This is a genomic window from Flavobacterium procerum (genome assembly GCF_042431625.1).
GTDB classification, from domain to species: Bacteria; Bacteroidota; Bacteroidia; order Flavobacteriales; family Flavobacteriaceae; genus Flavobacterium; species Flavobacterium procerum.
Window position 1 is genome coordinate 704573 of the sequence record NZ_JBHLYW010000009.1, and the last position, 23070, is coordinate 727642.

Consider the following 23070-nt stretch of genomic DNA (forward strand, 5'->3'; position numbering starts at 1 on the left):
ATTAATTACGTCTCCTATTTAATTTCGCTTAGTAATTGTTTTGCTTTTGCAGTTTGCATTGAAACAAAATAATTAAAAGCCTGATCCAACTTTTTCTGGATTTCTATATTTCCTTTTTTCTGTACACGTAACTCATACAATCTGCTGATATCCGAAAATACGTTCTCTGTATTTTTTACACCCGCAAAAGCTTTTACTTTTTCGATATACGAATAACCAAATTCAACAGTCGGCTCAAACATTGTACCTTCTCCAAAATCGTTCCATGTAATTAACTGAAGATAATCTACAGCTGCATTTTTAGCCAAAGAAAGGGTTTCGTCCAAAGTTGTTCCGTTATTGTGTTCTATAGTCCAGCCAATTGCCCCTCCGCCTCCGCCTTCTACATAAAAATCTTTAAAACCAGGATATGCAGCTCCCATTGTTATGTTTAATTTTGGTTTAGTATTGGTATAAAAATTAGTCAAGTAAGTACTGTTTTTGTAAACCCACGCATATTCGCCAGAAGCATTTGCTCCCGCTTCTATAGATTGATCCCATAAAGTTAAAAAAGTTGGTTTTTCTGTCAGCGTATTAAACACATTTGTCCATTCGGCAGGTGTCTGCAATACAATGGGCCCAAAATTCATCAACAAAGGCTTGCCATTAATTTTGATGTAATTGGCATCAGAAAAATAGTTTTTCTGTACATAAGCCAAATCCGTTTTGGCAGCTCCAGTAACCGAAATCGCTTTTCCAGCATTTACGACATTGGTCAAAAAACGATCTTCGTAAACAATGGCATATTCTAAACCAACCTCATCGAGCATATCAATAAGCTGTTCTGTATTTTCTTTAACCATTCGATAATCGTTAACATCATAAGTGCCGTACCAGTCAATCAGAACGCCGTCTATACCTGCATATTTCATGAGCAATAAATGATTTTCGATCACATTTTTATCTCCTGAATGGTATGGTCCAATCAGCGGATAATAATATGATGCGATTTCTCTTCGGCCGTTTGCCCCTACATTATCTGGATTTTTATTTGCCATTGTCCAATGGTATCCCCATTTTTTGTCGGTACTGCTTTCTTTGGTTTCAAACCATGGCATGTAGTGCATGTAAATTTTAGTACTGTTGGTTTTCTCAACCGAAACAGGTTCTATTTTTTCTGGTTCTAGTGGTTTATCAGAACTTTTGTCATCGTTGCTGCATCCGGCAACCATTACAATATTCATTAAACCAAAAACCAATAATTTGATATAGTTTTTCATACTGATTTACTTTTTACTATTTTATTTTTTGCCACAGATTAAAAGATTTAAAAGATTTTATTGCTGGGCAATTTATTTCACGCAGATCTAAAAAGATTTAAGCAGATTCGCGCAGATTAATTTTTTCCGATTTATTTAGATTCAAATCTTGGAGAATCCGCTTTTATCTGGAGAATCTGCGTGAAACTTTTTTTTTGATTTTAATAATTCTTTAGATTAAAAAGGATTAATAATCTGTGAAAATCCTTTAATCTGTGGCTAAAAAAGCCATGCAGATATTCATTTAAAAACCATGTCAGCCTTCCACGACTAACCAACATGGAAGACTGACATTCCAGTAACCTAATTTGGATACCCAGGATTTTGTTTTAGGTTTTTATTGGTAGTCAAAACAGTACTTGGAATTGGGAAAATTCCTCTGTAAGCTTCTGTCGCTCCTTTTTCCCACCATGGTTGGAAGAATGTTCCAAAACGGATGTTATCGGTTCTTCTTCTTCCTTCAAAAGTAAATTCTTTAAGAAGCTCTTTGTCTATAAAAGCCAAATCTATTACTGCTGGCATTTCTTCGCCTGCACGTGCTGTAACTTGCTGTAGAAAAGGTCTAGCCAAATCTGGAGAACCTAAACGTACATAACATTCTGCCTGCATCATCAAGATTTCTGAATAACGTATTAGCACAAAATCATGATCACGCTCCCAATTTTCTCCGGCTTTCATTTCATATTTTGCCAAACGAACCCCTTCATTTTCTTTTGCGTCTGTCAGACTTCTTAAATTCTCTGTATAAGTGAGCGGTTCTCCGTTGTCCATCATAATTACGGAACCGGTTGCTAGATTGATTTGATCTCCCTGAAGCATACATTTTTTTCTCTTATCAGTATCAGCAAAAGCGGAATAAACTCCGGGCTGCGCGCACATTCCGTTTGCGCTCCAAGGATAATTACCGATTGGAGAAATGGCCAGTTTTTGGTTGTAATGTGCAGACATTGAACTCATATAATTTCCAACCGTTCCTGCTTTTGAATCGTACGGAATCGCAAAAATAATTTCGCTTGAAGTCTGATTTTCGGTCACAAAATTGTCAAAGAAATTTGGTGTCAAGGTATAACCTGTAACTTTCTGACACATATTGATGCAGTCTTCCCAACGCGCTGTGCCGATATAAACTTGTGAGTTTAAGTACAGTCTCGCTAAAATGGAATAGGCAACATTTTTAGTTAATTTAGAATACACCACATTTAAATTTAGATACGGAATCGCGTCTGTTAATTCTTTTTCAACAAAATCATACACCTGTTTTCTAGTCGAATTAGATGGAAGATCGGTGTCTTCAAAATTGGTTACAATAGGTACATTTCCGAATAAATCTAGAAGATTGTAGTAATAATAAGCTCTTAGCGCTTTTAACTCGGCAAAAATCGGAGCTTTTGCAGTTTCAGACAAAGACGATTTATTTATCTGGTAAATGATCGCGTTGATTTTTGCAATCCCGGTATAATTGTAACGCCATGCCGAAAGAATCATTCTGTTATCGGCTTTCCAAGTATGTCTCTGAGCATCCTGATATTGTCCGCCATCGTACCAGTTGGTTCCTCTTGTTGGAATGGTGGCTTCATCTGAAACTACTTCATTCAAAAAGAAAACATATTCACAGGTCGGATAATTGTTTGATATGGCATCGGAGAATCCTCTCAAAGAAGAATAAGCTCCTCCAACTAGCGCATCGACTTCTTTAGTCGTATTTCCAAAATTTCCGTCTTCTACCTGATCATAAAGCTGTTCGTCCAAATCAGTACAGGATACCGTAAAAAGCATGCTTAAAAGTAGTGCTGCTGTTATTTTGATTTTCATTGTTACTATTTTATGGTTATCAATTCGCTTAATTATTCAGCGTAAAATTTAAGCCAACAGAAATTGTGGTTGGTCTTGGATAATTATTGTATCTGTCAATTCCAGGAGCCGCAAGACCTGTTTGATCCATCACTCCCGTCTGATTTATTCCGTCCTGAGCATTTAAGCCAATTTCTGGATCTACACCTTTGTAACTTGTAAATACAAAAAGGTTTTCGCCCATTACATACATTCTAACTTTAGATTTTTTGTATTTTAATGGTAAAGTATAGCCAAGCGATAAAGTTTGTAATCTGAAGAAAGAAGCGTCTTCAATCCAATAGTCAGAATATTTAGGTGCCGATGTGATGCCGGTGTTTAAGAAATCATCTGGAACATTAAACGCAGGCAATCTGTTTGGGTCGTTTAGCATCATATTGGTTGCATTAAGTGCTTTTTGTCCAAACATTCCGTAACCGGTAATTCCAAGATCAAAATTTTTATAGGTAAAATTCATTCCGATTCCCAAAGTCAGGTCTGGCTGAATATTTCCTAAATCTCTTTTATCTGCGTCAACTAATGCGCTTTCAGCTACTACATCTCCAGCAGCATTGTAATACATTATTTTTCCGTCGGCATCTAAACCAGCATTTTTGAATCCCCAAAAAGTTCCAACCGGATACCCCTCTGCAATTATCTGTGAATATTGTCCTGACATACCAGCCAATCCGTGTAGAGATCCGCTGTAAATCACATCTGTTTTATAAGTCGGATTAGAAAGTTTTTCGATTTTCTGAACGTTGTGTCCAAGTGTCAAATTAGCGTCCCAAGTAAATTTATCTCCTTTTACGATTTCTGCATTCAACGTCAATTCTACTCCTTTATTAGACATTTCGCCAACGTTTGCCAGCATTGTTCCAACTAAATAAGGAGGTTGAGGCACTTCATAAGTATATAATAAATCTTTTGTTGTTTTAGAATAATATTCGAACGAGCCTGTAATTCTATTGAAAAGTCCAAAATCAAAACCAACATTGATTTGTTGAGTAGATTCCCATTTCAAATCAGGATTCGGATTTTGTTTTGGTGAATAAGCCAAACTCCAAGTTTTCGTAACTGGATCGTAGTAACTGTCTTTTCCAACACCTAAGATTGAAAGCGATTTGTATTCTCCAATTCCATCCTGATTACCCGTAACTCCGTAACCCACTCTCAATTTCAGGTTATCAAGCCATCCTTTTGTACCGCTCATAAAATCCTCGTTAGAAACCCTCCAAGCTGCAGAAGCAGATGGGAAAGTTCCCCATTTGTTATTTTCTCCAAAACGGCTTGATCCGTCACGTCTTATGGTTGCTGTCAATAAATATTTCCCGTCATAACCATAGTTTGCACGAGCATAAAATGACACTAAATTTGATTTTCCTTTGTATGAATACACATCGCCTAAACGATAATTGTAACCTGCTCCGAGATTATTGTAACTGAAAGCGTCTGTTACAAATCCGCCTCTTTGCGCACCAAAACCTTCGTAGATATTCTCCAGATAAGAATATCCAGCCAAAGCGCTTATATTGTGTTTCTCAATTGTTTTATTGTAGTTTACATATAATTCGCCTTGCGCATTTGTAAACTCACCGTAGCTTCTTTGGGCATAACCTCCTTCATTCTGTCCTTCCATAACAGCATAAGAAGGTTTGTAAGATCCTCCTTTTACTGCATTATGTTCTAGCGAAATATTGGCTGTTGCCATGAAATCACGCAAGAATTTAACTTCTGTTTTAAAATAGCCAAGAAGTCTGTGTCTTTCGTTATCGATAGTTCTATTCGTTAAAATCTCTACAGGATTCTGATAGATATTCCCTGTAACAACACTAAACTCACCATTTGAATCGTAAACCGGAATTGTTGGATTTAAATTATAAGCTCTTTCAAAAATTCTATAATCAATCAGATGCCATTTGTCGATGTTGGCAAATAATCCCATATCAAATTTTACATCTTTGTTGTCTCCAAGAAACTGATAACCGCTAACATTTCCGCTCAATCTTTCTAAACCGGATCTTTTTATAACACCTTCATTTTTTAAATAAGAAATCGAAGTTCTGAAACCGCTGTCTGCTTTTCCTGAATTAATACTCAAAGTATGCGACTGCGAAATAGCTGCATGTTCAATAGCTTTCTGCCAATTTGTATTTCCTCCGTAATCTACTGCATCAAGGTTATTGGTCTGACGAACGTAAGCTCTCCATTGATTGGCAGACAAAAGATCTAAATTGTCGGTTACATAACCAATACTTGATAAACCGCTATAAGTTACAGAAACACCTTTGGTTCCTGATTTGGTTGTAATCATGATTACACCGTTTGCTCCTCTAGAACCGTAAATGGCCGTTGCCGAAGCATCTTTTAACACATCAACCGATTTAATATCAGATGGCTGTACGACATTGATATCGACTCCAGCAATTCCGTCTACAACAATCAACGGACTGTTGCTTGCTGTTAACGAAGTTCCTCCGCGTAAGCGAATAGTCGAACCCGCCGAAGGATCACCTGAAGGACGAATGATATTTAATCCCGCAACTTTTCCTTGCAGAACTTGCTCTGTAGATGAAATTGTTCCTTTTACTAAATCATTGGCTCCTACAGTAGAAATCGCTCCAGTCAGATCCGATTTTTTTACTTTTCCGTAACCTACAGAAACGACCTGAACTTCTGCCAAAGCATATCCGTCATTTTGCAGCCGTACTTCTATAGTATTGCTATTTGCTGTAATTTGAATTTTCTGTGTAGTCGAACCAATAAAAGATACTTCTATCGTACCTCCTACGGCCACCAAAAGACTGAATTTGCCATCAAAATCTGTTGTAGTTCCGTTTTTTGTACCTACTTCAATTACAGAAGCCCCCGGCAAAACACTGCCTGTATTATCGTAAACAGTACCCGATACCTGCTTTTTTCCCTGCGCCCATACACCGGCAGAAAGAAAAAGCATCAATATTAGCAATACCGTTTCTTTAGCGTTCCACATTTGATGCAGGACGCTTTTTTTATTTTTACTATTCATTAGAATTGGTGTTTTAATTTAATAGTGAATTATTTGTCTAAAGTCTTAAGCGGAATCGTCGTATCCGAAATGGTCTTGTCTTTGTTGTCTTTAACCAAAACATGAATTTCACTTAAATTCGGAAGTCCGTTTAGTTCCGAAACCAAATTGACAAATCCTTTAATTTCTGACGTTCCTCCAGAAAACTCACCAGAGATTGTCTTGCTTCCAGCCGTAATCGTGTAAAGTAATTTGTTTACACCTACTTCGTTATTTTTTCTAGACATTCCAAGAAAATCTTTCTGACTTATTTGCAATGGAAAAAAGCTGAAACTTGGTGGCGGCGGTGGAACAAATTCACCTGCATAAATAATCTGATCACCCGAATTTGTTGTCCAGTCTTTTGCAACCATCAGAAAAGTGATGTTTTCCATGACAAAGCCTGCTGGCGGATTATAGTACTCTTGCGGAATCAAATCCATTCTATAAAAACCATTTCCCAAATCTTTCAATTTTGTTTTTTCAGATACATCTGGAAGCCATGCTTGATATTCTTGTGAAACCGCCCAATTGTTTAAACCACTATGAAAGTGAACGCTTGGAACGCCTGTAAATCCGTCTTTTAGATTAGAATTGAATAAAATACTAACCGGTTTATCAATCAAGGGTTTTGACGGATACGATCTGATTAATTCGTTTGCTGTGTAGAAAGAAGAAAAATCAGTGTAGGCCATATTCGCAACGTCACTTTGTTTTGATCCATTTTTGTTTTTCAAACGAAACCAGAATCCCGCGCTCGCAGCAATTTCTTCTGGAGTCTTAGAAAAATAAATTGTTGGTGTTAAAGTGAAACTCCAAATCTTATTTCCTTCATATTTTAATTTGGCAAAATCAGACGAATGTTCCCAATTTCCTGCATCTGGTTCAGATGGCGACCAGATCCAGATGTATAAATCTTCTGTTTCAGCAAATGTAGTTCCTGATAAATCGAAAAACCAGGTTACTTTTTCGTCGTATTTGTAAACCACCGGAAACGAAGACATCGGACCAACGGCTCCTGCATTTTCCTGTGCCTTAATAAAATTTGGCGCCATTAAAAAGGCAAGTAGAATGGTATAGATAAACTTTTTCATATTACACTTTAGTTAATAGCATTTAATTTGAATACATAAGACACAAATGGTGTTCCGCCAGAAGAACGCACTAATTGAAACTGCATTTCCTCATTTTTACCCGGAACAGAAATTAATCGAAGCTCATCTGTTTTCTGCGTTTTCTGCGCATCGCTGTACAAATAGATTTTTGTCGCTTCAGCATTGGTCGGCTGAAAATCTGAACTCAGTTCCCAATAGCCCTTTGGAGCAAATAAAGGAGGGACATTTCCTGTTACCTGATAACTTGTCGGTTTGTTTTTTTCGTCTACGCTGAAGTTGATTTTAAAATCTTCATAGTTAAAATAAATGCTCAGGTTTTCTTCACTTGGTTCAATCTTGTTCGCTTTCGCGGCCTCATCAACCATTTTCAAATTTGTTAAGCCCCAATTACCATTTACTTTCTCATAAATGGTAATTGGATCTACATAACTTCCGTCTTCTGTGTTATCGCAGCCAATGGCAGAAAAACACAACATAAAAGCTATCCAGTAAATACTTTTACATCTCATAATTTTTTTGGTTTTCGTTAGTTTGTTACCCCTTCAAAAGGTTAGAGCGAAGCTAGAAGTTTAATAATTCCTAAAAAAAATATCTGATAAAAATCAAGATTAAATTCAATCAATTTCAAAACCAAACAATTGACAATCAATTAATTAATTTTATTTTCACAACTAAAAAATCAAGATGATGTTTAGACTAAAAATCATGTTTTTTAAATGGTAAAAATGACAATATGAAAAATATTAAAGGGATTTTTTTCGGCATGCACATATATCCATTCTTTTTATTGTATAATTGCAAATAATTTTCTTGTTTTTAACATTTAACTCTTATTTTCATATCGAAATTCGAGTTTTAGTACAATGTTAACAGACCAATTTCAAGAAATCTCAAAATCAAAATTGCATTTGATTTCAATCTATTCTAATTTCAAAATAGAACTAACTAAACTATATCACGAAACCATTCTATCTTAAACCTAACCAAATCATGCAAAAAATAGTAATGCTGTTTTTCTTTATAATCGGATTCTCTTTGACTGCAAAAGAGACAAATCCGGTTTTGGAAGAATTAGATCAGGCACTTCAAAAAAAAGAAGTGTACCTGAAAGATAAATATCGAAAAATAGAAGCCTTAAAAAAAAATATATCCAAGTTTAAACTCAATCAGAACAATGAAGAATTGTACAATTGTTATATGTCGCTTTTTGGCGAATACAAATCGTTCAAATACGACTCTGCTTACTATTATTTAGAAGAAGCAAAAATCAAAGCGATAGTTCTAAAAAATCCAAAGCTTTTGTCCCAAAGTCGCATCAAAGAAGGTTTTGTATTGCTTTCGTCTGGACTTTTTAAAGAAGCAATTGATACACTGGATGTGATTGACGATAAAAAACTTGATCTTAAAAACAAAATTGAATATTACAACATAAAAGCCCGCGCTTATTATGATTTGGCTGATTATAACAGTGATATGCGCTTTAAGATTCACTATGTCCAAAAAGGCAATCATTTCCTGAAAAAAGCTTTGGAATTAATTGAAATCAATACCAATGAATATTGGGCAGCGGAAAGTTTAAAACGTTTAAAACAACAAGACTGGCGCGGGGCCGAATTTGCTTTCAGCTATTGGATCAACAACTATAATTTACCTCCTGATTATTATGGAATCGCTGCTTCGAGCCTTGGCTATATCTACTCGGAACGGGGTTACACCAAAAAAGCGATTCAGTATCTCGCTCTGGCCGCTATTTCTGACGTTAAAAATGCCACCAAAGAAACGGTTGCATTGCGAAATCTAGCCAACGAACTTTTTAAAATGGGAAATCTGGACAAAGCCAACGAATATATCAATATAGCAATGGATGATGCCACTTTCTACAATGCCAGACACAGAAAAATTGAAATTTCGTCTATTCTTCCCATTATCGAAAAAGCACAATTGAATAATGTGAAAGATAAAAACGATAAACTGGAAAAAATCATTATTCTTCTCACGATATTAACGGTTATCATTTTCATTTTTCTTGGAATAATTTTCAAACAACTAAAAGAAAAAAACAAAGCCCGAAAAATAATGGCCGATTCGTATTTGAAATTGCAAGAAATGAATGTGAGCTTAAGCGAGGCCAATGCCATTAAAGAAGAATACATTACCTATTTTATCAAAGCAACTTCGGCTTTCATCAATAAAATAGACCATATTCAGAAAAGTACGCTGCATAAAATCATCACCAAAAAAACCGATGAAGTTATTGCAAGCCTGAAGCGCTATAATGTGAAAGAAGAGCGAGAAAGTCTCTTTCATCAATTTGACGAAATCTTTTTGAAACTGTTTCCAACTTTTGTAGCAGAATTCAATAAATTATTTCCCAACGACCATAAATGCATTGTTAAAAAAGGAGAACTGCTGAATACAGAACTGCGAATTTTTGCTCTTTACCGATTAGGAATTCAGGACAGTAGTCAGATGGCTGAATTTTTAGAACTTTCTGTCGCAACCATTTATACGTATAAAACAAGAATCAAAAGCAAATCTGATTTTAAAGATACGTTTGAGCAGAAAATTATGGACATAAAGACGATTTAAGATGCTGAGATTCTAAGACACTAAGGCTTTGAGTTTTTTTTCGCCACGAATTCACGAATTATTTTTTAAATCTATACGTGTAATTCGCCACAACCACATACTAAATTACACTAATTCGTGAATTCGTGGCAAAAAAAATCATTCAACAGTTTCCAACTGTAAAATAGTATTCTGATAAATTTTACTTAACGAAAATAATTGTTCTGCAAAAATCATTATTGCAATTGGTACAAAGAAAAACATGATTAGATCTTCCTCGTATAAAAAATAGGTCGAAATCATGGCAAGTCGAGCATATTCTAAATAATAAATCCACTTTCGTTGTTCTAATAAGGCGCCGCAGTTTATTAAAGTCAGAATAACTAGTGAAAGCACAAATATCTTATCATAATTTTCGAGATAATCAAAGTAATAGGTGAAAACAGTCAGAATCAGCGTGCAGATTCCTAATTGTATATAAAGATAATTTTTAAATCGAAGCCTCTGATTTGGAGCTGCTTTATCCTGCAGAAAACGTTTCTCTAGAATCGGGCGAATATCCTGATCCATATCGGCCGGACTTCCAAAAACGGCTTTCCATCTAGCTTTAAATCCGCTTGAGCGTTTCCATAATTCATAAATTTCGAAATAATAATGAAAATGCTGCCATAAAAAACTATAGCTTTTCAGCGGATGCGTCAATCCGTATTTTGGTTTTTCTTCTTCGGTTTGAAAAGTGCCGAAAAGTCGGTCCCAAAAAGTAAACATATCGCCGTAATTCTTATCTAGATATTTTTCGTCTGAAGCATGATGAACACCGTGAACAGAAGGTGTGACAAAAATATATTCCAACCATTTTATTTTGCCGATAAGTTGTGTGTGCGTAAAAAACGAATAAGCGCCATGAACAATAAGCATCGTAATAACCATTGTTGGATGAAAACCAATTAAAGGCAGAACACACCAAAATCCAGTCCTGATAATGGCTTGAAAAGTCGTAATTCTGGCTGCTGCAGTAAAATTAAACTCTTCGCTGTGATGATGTACAATATGTGCTGCCCAGAAAAAATTGACTTCATGTCCTAACCTGTGATACCAATACCAAACAAAATCGGTTGCAAGAATAAGTGCAAACCAGATTAAAGCATTTGCAGGAATATCAAAAATCCTGTAATCATCATAAATAAAATAGTACAACTGGTAAAAACTGGCTGCAATAAATAAATTGATCAGACGCTCTGCAATTCCGATACTGATATTAGATACAGAACTTTCATAATTAAAAATTTCCGGTCTTTTTTTGCGTTTTGCAAGCTTATACTCTATAAATAAAAAAAGGAAAAAGGCCGGCATAGCAAACGCCAGAAAATTTATATTTTTCATCTTTTCAACACTTTACGATTCTAAATTTTGTATTCATTAAATAAAACGAAAAAGACATTTCCATTAATCACGTCAATCTGGAGAGAAAAAACGCAATCGATGAAAATGATCTTTAACTAAATAAACCTGATTTTAATTCTGTTTATACTGAGGTGCTTCTAGCGCAAACTCTTTTACAGATTGCGTTTCGGCTACTTTTTTCAAAGCAATAATATAAGCAGCGATACGAGGCGTTACATTGTATTTTACTGCAACTCTAAAAACAGTATCAAAACCTTTTTCGAGAATATCTTCCAGACGGGTATTAATCTGATGGATTCTCCAAGACTCCAAAAGCGAGTTTTGAAGCCATTCGAAATAAGAAACTGTAACACCTCCTGCATTGGCTAAAATATCAGGAACAACTAATATATTTTTTTCGTGCAGAATCTGGTCAGCATCCGAAGAAACCGGACCGTTGGCTCCTTCGACAATAATTTTTGCTTGAACTTGTCCAGCATTCTTCTGCGTAATTACATCTTCTTTTGCTGCCGGAATCAGTAAATCGACTTCAAGAAGCAGCAAATCTTCGTGTTTTATGGCAACTGAATTCGGATATCCTTTTATCGTTTTGTTATTAAGATTATAATACAAAATCAGTTCAGGAATATTAAGACCTTCAGGATTGTAAAATGCTTCTGAAACGTCGCTTACGGCAACAATTTTTACACCTTTTCCGTAAAGAAACAAAGCAGAATGAAGTCCTACATTTCCAAAACCCTGAATTGCAGCTGTCGCTCTCGCCGGTCTGATTTTTAATTTTTCAAGCGCCAAAAGACTTATAATGCTTACACCTCTTCCAGTTGCTTCTACTCTTCCGAGTGATCCGCCAGAGTGCAAGTGTTTTCCTGTCACTACAGCATGAATCGGTTTTCCGTGCAATAGTGAAAATTCATCCATCAGCCAGCCCATTTCGTCAGGGCCTGTTCCCATGTCGGGAGCAGGAACATCTTTTTCAGGTCCAAAAATATCGGATAGCGTTTTTGTGTAGGCTCTTGTAATCTTCTCTAATTCGGTTTTTGAATGCTTTCTCGGGTCGCAAATAATGCCGCCTTTTGCTCCTCCAAACGGAATTCCGGTTACAGCAGATTTCCAGGTCATCCAGGCGGCAAGCGCTTTTACCTCATCAAGATTTACCGCTGTATCATAACGGATGCCTCCTTTTGACGGGCCTAATGCGGTGTTATGAATAACGCGATAGCCTTCAAAATTCTGAATATTTCCGTTGTCTAAAACAATAGAAAAGTTTACTGTGATTTGTTTCTCAGGACGCTGCAGTTTCTGTCTGATAGAATCATCTAAATTTAGAATATCTGCAGCAATATTAAACCTATCAATCATAGATTGAAAAGGGTTATGTTTTATAATTTCTGAACTCATTTTATATAGTTTTTAGGTTTGGGTTATTTTTTTGGTCATCGAATCACTTTTGCATTTACAACAAAATGCAACACGGAATTTTTCTCAGACAGCAGCGCATCAAAATATTTATATTTCTATTGGTTCTCATCTTTTGATTTTTTAATGATTTCAAAAAAAAGCCTTTCATGGTGCAATGAAAGGCTAAAAAAAAAAATAACTAACAAGTACTTTCTCTATTAACGCCATTTCTGAGCACGGTCCATCATACAGCACATCGCAAAGCTGCAGGTAAAAGACGTCATCATATTTCGGCTATAGTTTTTCATTGTTGAAGCAAATCTACAAAATAAATTTATAAATTCTATAGAATTAGTAGAGTTTATTTTTAAATAATTAAAATCCTACTATTGAATCCATTGTAAACTAAAGGGTTATATTATGAAAAAAATTACTTTAATTGCGAAAAAACAATGAAAACAATGGCAATTAAAGCCAAAAACAAACCTAAAAGATTAGTTTTAGAAAGTTTTTCTTTGAAGAAAAAGGCGCCCGTAAGTGTTCCGAGAATTATGACTCCCATATTCATTCCTGCAAAAACCGTAGATGGATTTTCAGCGAAAGCTTTATGGGCTTTTAAATAAAATAAAATATTACAAAAATTGAATACTCCAACCAGTGCTCCAAAAAGCAGATTACGCAGATTGAATTTTTCCTTAACGATAAACAATTTGTAGAAAACAATTAAAACTGAAACCGCCAAAGCAATTACAAACACAAAAAACAGCGAAGTGGTATACGGGACAGCTGTATATAAAGCTATTTTCTTGAAAAGAATGTCGATAATTCCGAAACCAAACAAAACCAAAGCCGGATAGATCCATTTGTTTTCTTTATTGTCAGATTGCTTTCTCAGAATAAACAAAAGCGACGTAAACCCAACTAAAACCCCGATAATTTTATAAGTATTAAAATTTTCATTGAATAATAACCAAGCTGCCAAAATGGGAATAAAAAGAGACAATCGCTGTGCGGCATCCGTTTTTGCAATTCCCATATATTTTATAGAAAAGGCCAAAAACAGAAAAACAATAGGCAGTAAGATTCCAACCGCTGTATAAATATTCCATGGCGCCGATTTGTCTAATGTTTTCAAATCTGGATTAAAAGTAAAATAGCAAAGTGCGATTGCCGCAACGTAGTTAAAAGAAATAATCTGCGCAGCATTGCTGTTGTATTTTCTGCTGATTTTAAAAATAACACCCACTGTTACACTGCAAAGAATACTTAAAATAAGAAATAACATAAATTGATTTTTGGATTGTAAAAGTACGTCATTGTAAAGTAAAATGGTCCAACCGGTTAAAAAAAAACCAGCTAGACCAGATTATATTATAAACCGTTGAAACTAAAAAATCCAATTTGATCTGCCGAAATCTTTTGAAATCTGCGTGAAATAATTAGTACACATAGATTTTTCACGCAGATATACACAGATTAAAGCAGATTTTAGGCCGATTAATTCTACCTAAGCAAAGTATAAATTTGAAAAAAAGTAAATGCTTTTCTTAAAATTTACTGATATAACTTCCGTAAATATCTCTAAACTGATTTCCTTTTTCAAATCGATCCTTGCTTAGTTTTTTATATTCGACCAAACCCCATAAAATAAACTCTTTCATAAAATATTTATCTTCTTGAGCTGTTTCTGGTTGATACTTTTGCAATAGCGCATTTAACGGTTCAACCTCGTCAAGAATACTTTTATAATCTTTATCTGAAGCATCGTCTAACAATTCGAAACCGCTTTCGGCAAAAAACCATTCGACAACATCAGAATAAGGTGTTTTTTCGTCTGGTTTTTCTAATTTTTCGATTTTTGGAAAATATTCCGGAAACAAAGTACGAATTGCAGCACCAATCAGTGTTTCTGCCACAACATCAGCTCCCTCCTGTTCTCCTTCGTAAACCAATTCGACTTTTCCTGTAATTGCTGGAATGATTCCAATAAAATCTGATAAACGAAGTGTCGTTTTATCTGTCCCAGAAAGCAACGCGCGACGCTCTGCTGTACTAATTAAATTTTCAAAAGCCGTAATACTCATTCTTGCACTTACACCACTTTTGTTATCGATATATTCGCTTTCGCGAGCTTCAAAACTAATTTGTTCCAAAATATCTCTCGCCAAACTTGGCACATAAACCAAATCGGTCTGATTCTGATCCAATTTCGATTCTTGTTCCGTAATGGTTCTTGCAATCTCAATAGTTTCTGGATAATGTGTTAGAATCTGAGAACCAATTCTATCTTTTAAAGGCGTTACGATACTTCCTCTATTGGTATAATCTTCCGGATTTGCGGTGAAAACAAACTGCATATCCAAAGGCATTCTCAATTTAAAACCACGAATTTGAATATCACCTTCTTGTAAAATATTAAATAACGCAACCTGAATTCTGGCTTGCAAATCGGGCAATTCATTGATTACAAAAATACAACGGTTGGCTCTCGGAATCATTCCGAAATGAATTACGCGGTCATCTGCATAGGATAATTTCAAATTTGCAGCTTTTATTGGATCAACATCTCCAATCAAATCGGCTACCGTTACGTCTGGCGTTGCCAATTTTTCGAAGAAACGTTCGCTTCTATGCAACCATGAAATAGGTGTTTCATCACCTTTTTCCTCTATTAAATCTTTTGCAAAACGAGAAATCGGATTTAACGGATCGTCATTAATCTCAGAACCATCTACAAACGGAATGTATTCGTCTAATAATTCGACCATTTTACGTGCTAAACGCGTTTTTGCTTGTCCGCGAAGTCCGAGTAAATTAATATTATGACGAGACAAAATTGCACGTTCCAATTCTGGAATTACTGTGTTTTCAAATCCGTGAACTCCTTCAAAAACTGGTTTTCCCGATTTAATTTTTTCCCGAAGATTGTTTCGTAATTCATCTTTAATACTTGTACTCTTATATCCTGTGACTTTTAATTGACCTAATGTCTTTATAGTATTTATTTCCATTTTATTGAAATATAGATTTTGTTTTTTTTATTTTATGCAGACAACAACCATTGTGTCAGATCCACTGCAGTGCGTCTCTACAGAAAACCTTTGTTACTTTGTTACTCTAGAAAACCTTTGTTACTTTGTTACTCTGCACCTTTGTACCTTTGTACCTATTTTACTTTATTCGTTTCTTCCTATTCGCTTCATAATCTTCAAAAATCATTTCGCCCAGACCTTTTAGTCCGGTATAAAACGCTTTTCCTTGATTCGCTTCAGTAAACTGATTCACAAAACGCTGTAAATATGGATCTCTGGCAATCATAAAAGTCGTAATCGGTATGTGCAGTTTTCTTGCCTGTTGCGCCTGAGTGTAGCATTTATCTACAATATATTCATCCAAACCATTACTGTTCATATAATAAGAACCATCACGTTCTCGAACACAGCTTGGTTTTCCGTCGGTAATCATAAAAATCTGCTTGTTGGTATTCCGCTTTCTGCGAAGAATATCCATCGCCAACTGTAGACCAGCAACTGTATTGGTGTGATAAGGTCCCACTTGCAAATAAGGCAAATCTTTGATTGGAATCGTCCAGGCATCATTACCAAAAACCAAAATATCGAGCGTATCTTTTGGATAGCGTGTTGTAATGAGTTCAGCCAATGCCATTGCCACTTTTTTGGCAGGCGTAATTCGGTCTTCGCCGTACAAAATCATGCTATGACTGATGTCGATCATCAAAACGGTACTCATTTGTGCTTTGTACTGCGTTTCTTCTACAACCAAGTCATTTTCGGTTAGCATAAAACTTTCAACTCCGTTATTGATTTGTGCATTTCGAAGACTTTCGGTCAACGAAATTCTTTCTAAACTGTCGCCGAAATTAAACTCACGGAATTCCCCCGTATGTTCATCACCATTTCCAGCATGTTTTGTTTTGTGATTTCCGCTTCCAGAACGTTTTAAATTTCCAAAAATCTGATCTAAAGCCTGTTGCCTGATAGCGCGTTCAGTTTTTGCTGTGATTCCTAAACCAGAACTTCCATCGCCTTTAACTTCATCTCGGATATAACCTTTCTTTTTTAAATCTTCGATAAAATCGTCTATAGTATAATTTTCGTCTGTAAGTTTATATTCTATGTCCAGCTCCCGAAGCCAGCTGATGGCTTCATCAAAATCGCCCGAAGTATGGGTGATTAACTCTTTAAAAATCGTAAAAAGTTTGTCAAACGGAGACTGAAAAGGAGCTTCGTAAGTCTTAAAATAAAAGCCTTTTTTAAATTCGTTTTTCATAAATCTAAAATTACATCTTTTTAGAATTATGAAAAACGAATCGTTTATTAATTTTTAGTTAAAATATTTAATCAAAAATCTCAACTAACAGTGTTAGATGTAATAATTATTCAAACTTTCCATCCAAATAATACCAAGCTCCATTTTCGAATTTAAATGTAGAAAATTCATAATGTGTTTGAGATTTGTTATTTGAATCTAAAAAGTAAGCTTTGAATTCTACTGTATTTTCAGTAAAACTAAGAATTTCCAGTTTCTGCCATTTATTAGAAACTGCCCATTTTAAAATTTCAGGTTTTGAATAATATTTTCTTTCTGAAATATAAGTTGTCTCCATCAAATAATCGGCATTGTGAGTCGCGTAAGCAGAATATCTCGATCGCATTAAAGCTAATGCTGAAGATGCATTTTGGCCTTTATTCAAATACAATCCACAGCAGTTTTCAAAAAGCAATCCGGTGTCGCAGAAACATTTTCTATTCTCCATCAACTGGTTCTTCTCCATTAATTTTTACATGAAGCTGGTTCAATAAAACCTGATAACGGGTAATTTCTCTCACTTCTTCATCTTCTTCAGCAAAATCAATCATTTCGTCTAATGTTTCACTTACTTCTAATAGTTTATTATTAGCTTCTCTGTCATTTTTTGCAGCGATTAAATCGATAATTTCTTGTACGCTCGCTTTTAAGGTTTCAAATTTACTATTCATTTGTTATTTTGTTTCAGGTTTCAGGTTTCAGGTTTGCTACGTCAACTTGTAACATTAAACCTGAAACTTGAAACTATTATTTCACTCTTCGTTTTTACTTTCGTTGAATTTTTTCACAATTTCTTTCAGCTTTTCTTTGCGCGAAACTTCGGCTTGTTTTTTCTTAGCCTGGGCTTTGTGCAATTTATCGTTATGTTTTTTGATGTTCTTTTCGTTATTGCGTCCCATTACACTTCTCTTTTAATTTGTTCCAACGTTTTTTCTGTGAAAATCAGTTCGTTGATGAGTTGCTTTCGTAAATCATCAATATACTCATAATCAAAATGTTTTGCCCAATTCGTCAGTTGTTGTAGGTTCCTTATTTGTTTCAACCTTTTCGTTGTTTCCAAACTTGTTCTTAAAACCGATTTTCCGTCGTATTCTGGATTATTCTTATGTTGGTAATTGGCTGAATTCTTTTCGAAATCGGCTTCTATATAATATAGTTTATCTGTTGCATTGTCTGGATAAAATTCTGTCCATTTAGCAAAACCAATTTTAGTTTTCAATTCTGTTTCCGGTTCACGGGCAACTAAACGCCATTTGCTGTTTGCCAGCCTTCCCCAGTGATTCGAAACGCGATACATACCTTCTTCTGTATAATAATAAGTGCTCCCTGCTTTACTTTCAAATTGTTTCTTTAGTCCCTGAATCATTTCTGGAAGCACTTCATGAAACGCACAAAATGTATTTTTAAAAGAATTTGGATGTGGTCTAAAGTTTTTCTGCATGCTGCAAATATACTCAGTTTGCATGGAACTCAGAAAAACAATCCTAATTGCTTATCTTTGCTCCTTATAATTTAAAAATAGAGAATCATGTCGAAAGATACGCAACAACAAATGCCACAAAAAGGAGTTTTTACTGGTATTATCGAAAAAGATGAAAACAATAATTATTTCTGTGGTGAATATCTTTTAGACTATAAAATGGTTCAGGCGAAGTTTAATGTCGGCGATTGGATTACGATAAAGTCTGTTATCGAAAACCCAAGCGATATAAGCTATAAGCAATATCCAAAGAAATCTAGAAACTTCGATAAGGCGAATCATAAGCCGGAATAAGCATTTGTTTCAGGTTTCAGGTTTTGTTGGAACGTATATTTTTTACCATAAAGAACACTAAGGTTTAGGCAAAGTTCGCAAAGTTTTTCACTAAGCTTTGCGAACTTTGCGCTTTTGCTATGAAAGCACATCAAAACCCTTGCGTGCTTTGCGGTTAAAAAAGATTCCAACATCTAATTAACGTTTTAATAAACCAACTTTACTGAATATTTTTTACATCAAAACTAAAAAGTTAAAAAAAAGTGTACCTTTGCAAAAAATTTGTCGATTTGAACTAAAACACAAACGATTTCAAACTAATAGACAAGTAGTTACCTTTATTTATGAAAAAAATAGTTGAATACCGCAAGTTACTAAACGTAGAGAAAACTGCAGAATTAAAAGATTTAAAAACAATTTATCGTAATGCGATGAAAGAATCTCATCCAGATAAATTTGTTGGAAATGAAGCTGGTTTAAAAGAGGCAGAAGAAAAAAGTAAAACGATTATCGAAGCTTACCACTTTTTAGTAAGTATTCACCCTGATACTATCAAACTTAATTTACCTGAGTACACAGAAACAATTTCAACTTGTTCTATCACAGATTTTAAATTTGTCGAAGGTCGTTTGATTATCGATTTTTCTAACGGAAGTGTTTACGAATACATTAGTGTTCCTAAAGCAACTTACGTAAAAATGGTTAATGCTGATTCTCCTGCAAGATTTGCAAAAAGACATATTTTGAATGCTTTTACTTGGAGAAAGAAAACAAACCAAGAATAGATTTACATCAAAACACTCATATAAGCACTCTTATTAAAGGGTGCTTTTTTTATGCTCAAAAATTATAAATTTGACCAAATAAGTTTCTAAATAAATTCAAAACTGCGAGTTTTAAATCAAATCGAGCAAGCAAACACGTTGATTGATTGAAGATTACCTAAAAAAAAACTATAACAAAATTTTAGGTTGCAAAATTCTGTATGTTTTATATTTTTAGATACTTTTGTTGCACAAATCATTTAACTAATTAATTTTTATAATGAAAAAAATACTTTTTTTACTTACAGCATCTGCAGCTATCATTTCATGCAGCAAAGTTAAAGACGGAGAATATCTAATTACAGGTACTGCAAAAGGAATTGACAACGGAAAAACAATCATCTTACAAGGAATCGATCCGACTACAAGAATGACAGTTGCTCTTGATACAGTAAAAGTTGCAGACGGAAAATTTGAAATAAAAGGTAAAGTAACAGAGCCTGCTTTTCATACATTAATTCTTCAGGATGCAAATGCTCCTATTCCTTTTATCTTAGAAACAGGAGAAATCAAAATTGAAATCGATAAAGACAGTATCCAAAGAACAAAAGTTTCTGGAACTTACAATAATGATGAGTATGTAAAATTTGACGAAGATTTAAGAAAAACTCAAAAAAGCTTAATTGATTTTCAAAAAAACAACAATGCGAAAATGAAACAAGCTCAAGAAGCACAAGATACTGCTACTATCAACGGCTTGATGAAACAATACATGACTATCCAGACAGAAGTTCAGGAAAACAGCAAAAAGAAATATTTAGCTTACGCTGAAGGTCACCCAAAATCTTACATCTCTGCATTGATTATCCAAAGCATGATCAATGACCCAAGTGCAGATGTTAAAAAAGCAGAAAGCTTATACAATTCTTTAGATGAGTCAGTAAAAAACACTACTCCTGGTAAAGAAATCAAAACTAGATTAGGTCAAGCAAAATTACCTGCAGTAGGTGCATCAGCAGCTCCTGTTGGTAGCGCTAAATGAAGAGCAGATTTTTCGGCTCCAAATCCAGAAGGAAAAGTAGTTTCGCTTAAAGAAAGCTTAGGGAAAGTAACTATCGTTGATTTTTGGGCTTCATGGTGCGGACCTTGCCGAAAAGAAAATCCTAATGTTGTAGCGCTTTATAAAGAGTTACATTCAAAAGGGCTAAACATTGTTGGAGTATCTTTAGATGAAGATCCAGTAAAATGGAAAGAAGCAATTGCTAAAGATGGCTTAACGTGGACACATGTTTCTAATCTAAAACAATGGGATGAACCAATAGCAAAGCAATATCAAGTTGAAGCAATTCCAGCAACTTTTATCCTTGATGCATCAGGAAAAGTGGTTGCTCAGGATTTAAGAGGTCCAGAATTGAAAGCAAAAGTTCTAGAATTACTATCGAAATAATCCTACTTTTTGAAATAAATCAAAAAAATCCCCTTCTTGGGGATTTTTTATTTTATTCAATTCCAAGCGATTAAAAAATAACTTTAAAATAACCTAAAATTAAGTCGTTTTTTTGTTTGGAAATGTAGAAAGAGTTCCTATCTTTGCAACCGCTTAGAACAACAAAGCACAACAAGCTGAGATCGGGGAGATACTCAAGCGGCCAACGAGGGCAGACTGTAAATCTGCTGTGTGAACTTCGCAGGTTCGAATCCTGCTCTCCCCACAAAAAGGGTAAAAGAAGCCGAAACGTAAGTTTTTCAATCTTTTTAAAAACCCGAAAAAAACGTGGTAAAGCCTGCAAATCGTAAGATTCGCAGGCTTTTTTTATTTATACTGCTTTTCATATTTTTTAAAACCTAACAAAATTTCTGTGGCAAAATCGTGGCACTTTTAAGTACCTGGAAAATGTGCCACAGAATTTGGACAAATCCCTTATAAGCAAAGGGGTTAAGGAGGTTAACGACTTGTTTTTTTGATGCTATAATTCTACATTTATTAATCTAAAAAGCTGAATTATGTTAGAAAACAGTTTTGGGTTGGCATTTTTTCTAAAAACCGCCCACAAAGGAAGTAAAATTAGAGCAGTACATCTTAGAATAACCGTAGACGGCATTACTAAGGAAACATCAACTAAGAGAAAATGGGATTTTACCCGATGGGATCAAAAGACTGAACGTGCCCTCGGCAGTAAAGAGGATGCTAAATCTTTAAACTTCTTTCTGGATTCATTGACAATAAAAATCAATGAAACCAAAACAGAAATCATGTATAGCGGAAAGCCGGGTTCTGTCGCATCTGGCATTCAAATTCGAAAGAAATCAGAAACCCGAAAAATTATGCAGCCAATTTACAGAATGATTTGAACATACTTATTCCTGGGTTAAGCATCTGATTTTTTCTCAACATGTGCACAACTTCAATTCCTGCCAATGTTCTTCCGGCAGACTCAAAACTTTTAAAACCCAAACAGGTTTGTATCCGCCATTTTATAAAACGATGATCCTGCTCAACAATATTGTTCAGATACTTACACTGCCTAATCTTTATATTCGAAAATGATCGTTTGTTGTAAACCCTTATTGCGCTGGTGTTAGAGCCGCTTTTGTCTATATTTATTACCGTTGGCCGGCAATTATTCTTTATCGCTTTTATTAAAAATGACTGTGCGCTCATTCTCTGTCTTCTTCTGGTCAGAAGAAAATCCACCGTACTACCCCATTTATCAACAGCCCGATATAAATAACACCAGATACCTTTTACTTTTATATAAGTTTCATCCATTCGCCAGCTGACCCCTACTCTGTTCTTTCTTTTTTTCATCTGAGATTCAATCATTGGAGTAAATTTAAATACCCAACGCTGAATCGTAGCATGATCAACTGCTATTCCTCGCATTTTCATTATTTCCTCAACATCACGGTAACTCAATGTAAATCGCAATTTGAAATAAACAGCCTGCAAAATAATGGCTTTGGGAAAACAATGACCTTTCGTATTCATAAAATATATTTCGAAGATCTAAAGATAATAGTTATTAAACAGAAGCGACAGAACCTGCAGCCGAATGGGTTATGCTTTTATTTGAAAAATAAAACATAAACAAAAATCAATGCTTTTATCTAATCAAGCTACGAGTACATCTAAAGTAGTTTCATTGTTTTTCCAATGATCTCAAAAATTGATTAATTCTTAACAATGCCTGCTTATCATTTTATAAATAAAAAGGCTTACTGCTATTCCCGCTAGGTTCACAACGACGATAACCGGAAATACGGGCCTCAAAATGATTTGAAAAGTTATAAGCGATACCCATAACTGGGAAATTACAAACCATATAGTTCCTTTTGATTTTTTTGTTCTAAGCAAATATTTTCTTAGCAAATGCCCGACGAACTTTCTACGCAAAAGCCACTGATAAAACTTTGGCGAACTGTTAAGAAAAAAATACCCGGCGGAAAGAATAAATGGAACAGCGGGAACACCAGGCAGCAAAATGCCTATATACGCCAAGACGAGAGAAATTATCCCTAAAAACAGCTTAACATATTTGAGTAAACGGCCGCCCATCCATCAATG

At 35.0% G+C, this 23070-nt stretch carries 21 protein-coding genes, 1 tRNA gene and 1 pseudogene; 7 read left to right on the forward strand and 16 right to left on the reverse strand.

Translation table 11 applies throughout. The annotated features are described in order from the left end of the window. Window positions 1-14: 14 nt before the first annotated feature. From ACFFLS_RS14130 to ACFFLS_RS14150, 5 genes are all read right to left on the reverse strand, one after another. Window positions 15-1259 (reverse strand): glycoside hydrolase family 99 protein, encoded by a 1245-nt coding sequence (locus ACFFLS_RS14130; protein ID WP_379682234.1) that lies wholly within the window; start codon window positions 1257-1259, stop codon window positions 15-17. A 342-nt stretch (window positions 1260-1601) separates the two neighbouring features. After that, complete coding sequence (locus tag ACFFLS_RS14135; protein WP_379682235.1) at window positions 1602-3110, reverse strand: RagB/SusD family nutrient uptake outer membrane protein; 1509 nt, start codon at window positions 3108-3110, stop codon at window positions 1602-1604. A gap of 28 nt (window positions 3111-3138) precedes the next feature. Then, entirely contained in the window at window positions 3139-6156 is a 3018-nt protein-coding gene (locus ACFFLS_RS14140; RefSeq protein WP_379682236.1) for a SusC/RagA family TonB-linked outer membrane protein, read from the reverse strand. Window positions 6157-6185: 29 nt separating this feature from the next. Further along, on the reverse strand, window positions 6186-7268 hold the full coding sequence (locus ACFFLS_RS14145) for a hypothetical protein (RefSeq protein WP_379682237.1): 1083 nt from the start codon (window positions 7266-7268) through the stop codon (window positions 6186-6188). 8 nt (window positions 7269-7276) lie between these two features. Further along, window positions 7277-7798, reverse strand: coding sequence for a DUF5004 domain-containing protein (locus ACFFLS_RS14150; protein WP_379689463.1), 522 nt, complete (start codon window positions 7796-7798; stop codon window positions 7277-7279). Window positions 7799-8279: 481 nt separating this feature from the next. Between ACFFLS_RS14150 and susR the strand changes: the two genes are divergently transcribed. Next, on the forward strand, window positions 8280-9878 hold the full coding sequence (gene susR, locus ACFFLS_RS14155; protein ID WP_379682239.1) for a SusR family glycan utilization regulator: 1599 nt from the start codon (window positions 8280-8282) through the stop codon (window positions 9876-9878). A gap of 138 nt (window positions 9879-10016) precedes the next feature. Here susR and ACFFLS_RS14160 read toward each other — a convergent pair whose 3' ends face one another. The 9 genes from ACFFLS_RS14160 to ACFFLS_RS14200 form a co-directional block, all read right to left on the reverse strand. Then, a complete protein-coding gene (locus ACFFLS_RS14160; protein ID WP_379682240.1) occupies window positions 10017-11240 on the reverse strand; it encodes a sterol desaturase family protein in 1224 nt (407 codons plus the stop codon). Window positions 11241-11372: 132 nt separating this feature from the next. Next, window positions 11373-12659, reverse strand: coding sequence for a Glu/Leu/Phe/Val family dehydrogenase (locus ACFFLS_RS14165; protein ID WP_379682241.1), 1287 nt, complete (start codon window positions 12657-12659; stop codon window positions 11373-11375). 430 nt (window positions 12660-13089) lie between these two features. After that, on the reverse strand, window positions 13090-13944 hold the full coding sequence (locus ACFFLS_RS14170) for an EamA family transporter (RefSeq protein ID WP_379682242.1): 855 nt from the start codon (window positions 13942-13944) through the stop codon (window positions 13090-13092). A gap of 262 nt (window positions 13945-14206) precedes the next feature. After that, window positions 14207-15670 carry a MoxR family ATPase gene (locus ACFFLS_RS14175; protein ID WP_379682243.1) on the reverse strand — a complete coding sequence of 488 codons (1464 nt, stop codon included), beginning with the start codon at window positions 15668-15670 and terminating at the stop codon, window positions 14207-14209. Window positions 15671-15830: 160 nt separating this feature from the next. Beyond that, complete coding sequence (locus ACFFLS_RS14180; protein ID WP_379682244.1) at window positions 15831-16949, reverse strand: vWA domain-containing protein; 1119 nt, start codon at window positions 16947-16949, stop codon at window positions 15831-15833. A gap of 106 nt (window positions 16950-17055) precedes the next feature. Then, a complete protein-coding gene (locus ACFFLS_RS14185; RefSeq protein WP_379682245.1) occupies window positions 17056-17454 on the reverse strand; it encodes a YchJ family protein in 399 nt (132 codons plus the stop codon). Further along, window positions 17426-17659 (reverse strand): hypothetical protein, encoded by a 234-nt coding sequence (locus ACFFLS_RS14190; RefSeq protein WP_057116258.1) that lies wholly within the window; start codon window positions 17657-17659, stop codon window positions 17426-17428. The genes ACFFLS_RS14185 and ACFFLS_RS14190 overlap by 29 nt, the downstream gene beginning before the upstream one ends. An 81-nt stretch (window positions 17660-17740) precedes the next feature. Beyond that, window positions 17741-17887, reverse strand: a complete 147-nt coding sequence (locus tag ACFFLS_RS14195) for a hypothetical protein (protein ID WP_179005364.1) — start codon at window positions 17885-17887, stop codon at window positions 17741-17743. Further along, entirely contained in the window at window positions 17887-18429 is a 543-nt protein-coding gene (locus ACFFLS_RS14200) for a hypothetical protein (protein WP_379682246.1), read from the reverse strand. The genes ACFFLS_RS14195 and ACFFLS_RS14200 overlap by 1 nt, the downstream gene beginning before the upstream one ends. An 87-nt stretch (window positions 18430-18516) precedes the next feature. Between ACFFLS_RS14200 and ACFFLS_RS14205 the strand changes: the two genes are divergently transcribed. From ACFFLS_RS14205 to ACFFLS_RS14230, 6 genes and pseudogenes are all read left to right on the forward strand, one after another. Next, window positions 18517-18762 (forward strand): hypothetical protein, encoded by a 246-nt coding sequence (locus ACFFLS_RS14205; RefSeq protein ID WP_379682247.1) that lies wholly within the window; start codon window positions 18517-18519, stop codon window positions 18760-18762. Between the two features lie 323 nt (window positions 18763-19085). Further along, window positions 19086-19526 (forward strand): KTSC domain-containing protein, encoded by a 441-nt coding sequence (locus ACFFLS_RS14210; protein WP_111366992.1) that lies wholly within the window; start codon window positions 19086-19088, stop codon window positions 19524-19526. Between the two features lie 259 nt (window positions 19527-19785). After that, entirely contained in the window at window positions 19786-20547 is a 762-nt protein-coding gene (locus ACFFLS_RS14215; protein ID WP_379682248.1) for a DUF4369 domain-containing protein, read from the forward strand. A gap of 18 nt (window positions 20548-20565) precedes the next feature. Further along, window positions 20566-20952 (forward strand): annotated as a pseudogene (locus ACFFLS_RS14220) (TlpA family protein disulfide reductase); the annotation flags it as partial. A gap of 184 nt (window positions 20953-21136) precedes the next feature. Beyond that, a tRNA-Tyr gene (locus tag ACFFLS_RS14225) sits at window positions 21137-21217 on the forward strand. A gap of 292 nt (window positions 21218-21509) precedes the next feature. Then, window positions 21510-21857: an Arm DNA-binding domain-containing protein gene (locus ACFFLS_RS14230; RefSeq protein ID WP_379682249.1), complete on the forward strand. Its 348-nt coding sequence runs from the start codon at window positions 21510-21512 to the stop codon at window positions 21855-21857. Here the strand turns inward: ACFFLS_RS14230 and ACFFLS_RS14235 are convergent. Together ACFFLS_RS14235 and ACFFLS_RS14240 are read right to left on the reverse strand one after the other, a co-directional pair. Continuing rightward, window positions 21829-22494 (reverse strand): IS6 family transposase, encoded by a 666-nt coding sequence (locus ACFFLS_RS14235; RefSeq protein WP_379682250.1) that lies wholly within the window; start codon window positions 22492-22494, stop codon window positions 21829-21831. The two genes, ACFFLS_RS14230 and ACFFLS_RS14235, sit on opposite strands and share 29 nt — an antisense overlap. Window positions 22495-22683: 189 nt before the next feature. Continuing rightward, window positions 22684-23061 carry a YbaN family protein gene (locus ACFFLS_RS14240; protein WP_379682251.1) on the reverse strand — a complete coding sequence of 126 codons (378 nt, stop codon included), beginning with the start codon at window positions 23059-23061 and terminating at the stop codon, window positions 22684-22686. Window positions 23062-23070: the final 9 nt, after the last annotated feature.